General features: G+C 71.1%; 4 protein-coding genes. 2 read left to right on the top strand and 2 right to left on the bottom strand.

The genetic code is table 11. The annotated features are described in order from the left end of the window. Positions 1–1239 (top strand): penicillin-binding transpeptidase domain-containing protein (locus FV228_RS22665; protein WP_281406522.1); only part of this gene is annotated, 1239 nt, incomplete at its 5' end. A gap of 11 nt (positions 1240–1250) precedes the next feature. On the opposite strand, the gene FV228_RS22660 is transcribed toward FV228_RS22665, so the two are convergent. Together FV228_RS22660 and FV228_RS22655 are read right to left on the bottom strand one after the other, a co-directional pair. Next, positions 1251–1697 carry a DMT family transporter gene (locus FV228_RS22660; RefSeq protein WP_147856661.1) on the bottom strand — a complete coding sequence of 149 codons (447 nt, stop codon included), beginning with the start codon at positions 1695–1697 and terminating at the stop codon, positions 1251–1253. A 101-nt stretch (positions 1698–1798) separates the two neighbouring features. Beyond that, complete coding sequence (locus FV228_RS22655) at positions 1799–2638, bottom strand: aldo/keto reductase (protein ID WP_147856660.1); 840 nt, start codon at positions 2636–2638, stop codon at positions 1799–1801. A 264-nt stretch (positions 2639–2902) separates the two neighbouring features. On the opposite strand from FV228_RS22655, the gene FV228_RS22650 reads away from it, so the two are divergent. Next, on the top strand, positions 2903–3847 hold a 945-nt coding region (locus FV228_RS22650; RefSeq protein WP_147856659.1), incomplete at its 3' end, for an adenylate/guanylate cyclase domain-containing protein.

Genomic DNA, 3847 nt, shown 5'->3' with positions numbered 1-3847 from the left:
GCCCAGCCGGCCCGGCCCGCCAACGCCCGCGGCGGCGGCTCGGCCAACTACGTGGCCGACCTCGTGATGGACGTGCTCGACGATTACGTCGGCAAGTTCGACACCGACATCACGGTCCAGACCACCGTCGACACCGGCCTGCAGGGGCTCGCCGAGAAGGCGCTCACCGACGAGCTGAACGCCAAGGGCACGCGGTTCAACGTCGGCCAGGGCGCCCTGGTCTCGATGCGGCCCGATGGGGCGATCCGTGCGCTGATCGGCGGGCGCGACTACGCGCAGAGCCAGTTCAACCGGGCGACCACCGCCAAGCGGCAACCCGGCTCCTCGTTCAAGCCGTTCGTCTACCTCGCCGCCGTGGAGCACGGGGCGACGCCCGAGACCGTCAAGGACGACGCGCCGATCCGGATCGGCACCTGGGCGCCCGAGAACTACTCGCACCGCTACGAGGGCCCGGTCACCCTGCGCATGGCGCTGGCGCACTCGCTCAACACGGTGGCGGTGCGGCTCGGCCAGGAGGTCGGCCCGAAGACGGTGGTGCAGACGGCGCAGCGCCTCGGCATCACCTCGCCGCTCCAGGCCAACGGCTCGATCGCGCTCGGCACCTCCGAGGTGACCCTGCTGGAGATGGTCGGCGCCTACGGGGCCTTCGCCAACGGCGGCACCGGCGTGATCCCCTACGTGGTCACCTCCGTGAAGAGCGCCGCCGGCAAGATGCTGTACAAGCGTTCCGACAACGGCCTCGGCCGGGTCATCGACGCCAACGCCGACGGCATGATGAACGCGATGATGCACGAGACCTTCGTGTCGGGCACCGCCAAGAAAGCCGACATCCCGGGCTGGGAGCTCGCGGGCAAGACCGGCACCACCCAGGATTTCCGGGACGCCTGGTTCATCGGCTACTCGGGTACCCTCGTCACCGGGATCTGGCTCGGCAACGACGACGGCGAGCTGACCAAGAAGGTCACCGGCGGCAACCTGCCGGCGGAGATCTGGAAGACCTACATGACCCAGGCGCTGAAGGGCCAGAACCCGGTTCCGCTGCCGGGCCTGAACCGCTGGCGCAAGCCGCCGCCCGAGACCACGGCCTCCGTGGCGAGCGCGGCGCCGAGCGGCCCGACCGACATCCTCGGCCAGATTTTTGGGGATCCGGCCGCGCCTCGCCAGCAGGCCCCCGCGCGCCGGGCGGCCCCGAAGGACGACCGAAACTTCGTCGAGAAGCTGTTCGGGATCGGCGAGTAAGCCGGTCCGGCTCAGCGCCGGATCAGGACCACGCCGCCGATCAGCAGCGCGACGCCGAGCGCCCGCGGCAGGTCGATCGGCCGCTGGGCGAGGCCGAGCCAGCCATAATGGTCGAAGATCACCGAGGCCAGCATCTGGCCGGTGACCAGGAGCGCCAGAAAAGTTCCGGCCCCGAGCTGCGGGACCAGAACGATGCCGAGGCCGATGAAGATCGCCCCGAACATGCCGCCGCTCCACGCCCACCAGGGGATCCGCGCCAGAACCCCGGCGGACGGGATCGGGTCGCGGGCCACGAGGGCGAAGACGATCATGCAGGCCACCCCGGCCGTGAAGCTCACGACGCCCGACAGCGCCGACGAGTTGAGGGCCGTGCGCAGGTTCGCGTTCAGCGCCTGCTGGATGACGATGCTGACGCCCGCCGTGAGGGCGAGCGCCGAGGGCAGAAGCAGTTTCAGCATGACGGTCGGGGGCTTTCGGACGGCGTGCGCGTGACGGCCGCGGTACAGCGATTCCGCGCCCCCCGCCACACGCCTCGACGGAATCCCGCTACCCCCGCCGCTCACAGCATCGGCAGCATCCGGGGCCGCGGCCCGCGGGGGAAATGCGCGTCGATCATGGCGATCTCGGCTGGGCCGAGATGCAGGTCCGCGGCGCCCGCGTTCTCGATCGCCCGCGCCGGCCGGCCGGTCTTGGGGATCGTGAAGGTCGCCGGCAACCGGGTCAGGAAGGCCAGGGCCACCGCGTAGGGCGTCGTGCCGTGGGCGCTGGCGATGCCGTCGAGCACGCGGCCGCCGGCGCTGGCGGGGTCGGGGAACTCGCCGCTGCCGAACGGCGAGTAGCCGACCATCGCGACGCCGTGCTTCTCGCACCACGGCAGCACCGCGTGCTCGATCGCCCGCTCGTTGAGGTGGTACAGAACCTGGTTGCAGGCGATCCGGTCCGGCCCGGCGATGGCCAGCACCCGGTCGAGGTCGTCCACGTCGAAGTTGCTCAAGCCCCAGGACAGGATCTTGCCGGCCCGGCGCAGGTCCTCGAACCCCGCGATCGTCTCGGCCAGGGGATGCTGGCCGGGCCAGTGCAGCAGGTAGCTGTCGAGCCGGTCGGTCCTCAGCCGCCGCAGGGAGGCCTCGCAGGCCCGCACGACGCCGCGGCGCGTGGCGTTGCCCGGGACCACCTTCGAGACCAAGAACACCTCCTCGCGGCAATCCACGATCGCCTCGGCCACGATCGCCTCGGCGTCGCCGTACATCTCGGCGGTATCGATATGCGTCATGCCGGCATCGATGCCGGCCCGCAGGGCGCGCACGGCGTCGGCCCTGTCCGAGCCGTCGATGTGCCACGTGCCCTGGCCGATGACCGGCACCGAGACGCGCGTCGCCCCGAAGCTTCTGGCGTACATGGCAGCGCTCCCTTCCGGCCGCGCGGGGTCTCGTTCTGATCGTCCGACCGACCCGACCGAGCCGGTCCGCGGACCCCGCTGCGCCTTACTCGCGCCATCTTGGGGGGATGAGCAATGGGCCGTCGCCGCTCCGGTGTTGAACTTTAGGCCAGTGTCTCACACCGCGCTCAACGAGGCCGCCAGAGGGCCTGCCCGGTTGCCCGCGCGGGCCTGGAGCGCCCCGTGCGGTGGCGCCGCCGAGCCGACCCTGGGGGGGACGCGCTGATGCTGCCGGCCCACCGGATGTTCTGGTCGCTGATCCTCCTGGCCGCCGCCGGCGCCGGGCTGCTCTACAACGTCATCTTCGCCGATGCCGCCGCGCCGCTCGCCGGCTTCACCTACGGCCTGTGCATGGGCGCCACCGTGCTGGCCTTCGACCGCGGCCTGATCCTGGCCGGGTTGCAGGCCCGGATCCGGCGGCTCCCGGCCTGGCTCTACGTCATCGCGGCCGAGCTGGCCTACGTGCTGATGATCGTGGCCGGCAACGCGCTGGGCGGCCTGATCGTGTGGAGCTTCGGCCTGACCGGCGACGAACTCGCGGTGGCGACCCGGATGACCGCCCGCGTCCTCGCCTACGCGCTGGCGGTGGCCGGCCTTCTGGTCTTCGTCATCCGCATGCGCGACCTCGTCGGTGGCGAGATCTTCGTGAACTTCATGATCGGCCGCTATCACAAGCCGGTGGCCGAGGAGCGGATCTTCCTGTTCCTCGACGTAGTCGGATCGACCGCCTTCGCGGAAGCGCACGGCGATCTGCGCGCGCAGGAATATCTCAGCGCGGTCTTCGCCACGCTGGCCGAGCCGGTGCGCCGCAACGGCGGGTCCGTGGACGACTATATCGGCGACCTCGCCATGGTGACCTGGCCGATGAGCCGCGGACTGAAGGACGCGCGCTGCGTCACCTGCGTGTTCGACGTCATCGACCGGATCGAGGCCGACGAGGCCGCGTGGACCGCCCGGTTCGGCACGGTGCCGAAGCTGCGCGCCGCGCTGCATGGCGGCTCGGTGGTCACCGCCGAAGTCGGCGTCGATCGCCACAAGATCGCGTATTTCGGCGACGCCGTGAACGTGACCTCGCGGATCGAGGCCCTGTGCCGGCCGCTCGGGGTCGGCATCCTGATCTCGCAGGATCTCCTGGGCCGGTTGCCGCGCCTGCCGGCGGGCGTGCGGGCG

Source organism: Methylobacterium sp. WL18 (genome assembly GCF_008040015.1).
GTDB lineage: Bacteria > Pseudomonadota > Alphaproteobacteria > Rhizobiales > Beijerinckiaceae > Methylobacterium > Methylobacterium mesophilicum.
Note: the sequence above shows the minus strand (reverse complement) of the source record. Positions and strands in the feature narration are given on the sequence as shown.

What these genes read in the sequence shown, in the direction of transcription:
- FV228_RS22655 (WP_147856660.1), bottom strand. Translation starts at nt 2,638, where the DNA reads ATGTACGCCAGAAGCTTCGGGGCGACGCGCGTCTCGGTGCCGGTCATC.
- FV228_RS22660 (WP_147856661.1), bottom strand. Translation starts at nt 1,697, where the DNA reads ATGCTGAAACTGCTTCTGCCCTCGGCGCTCGCCCTCACGGCGGGCGTC.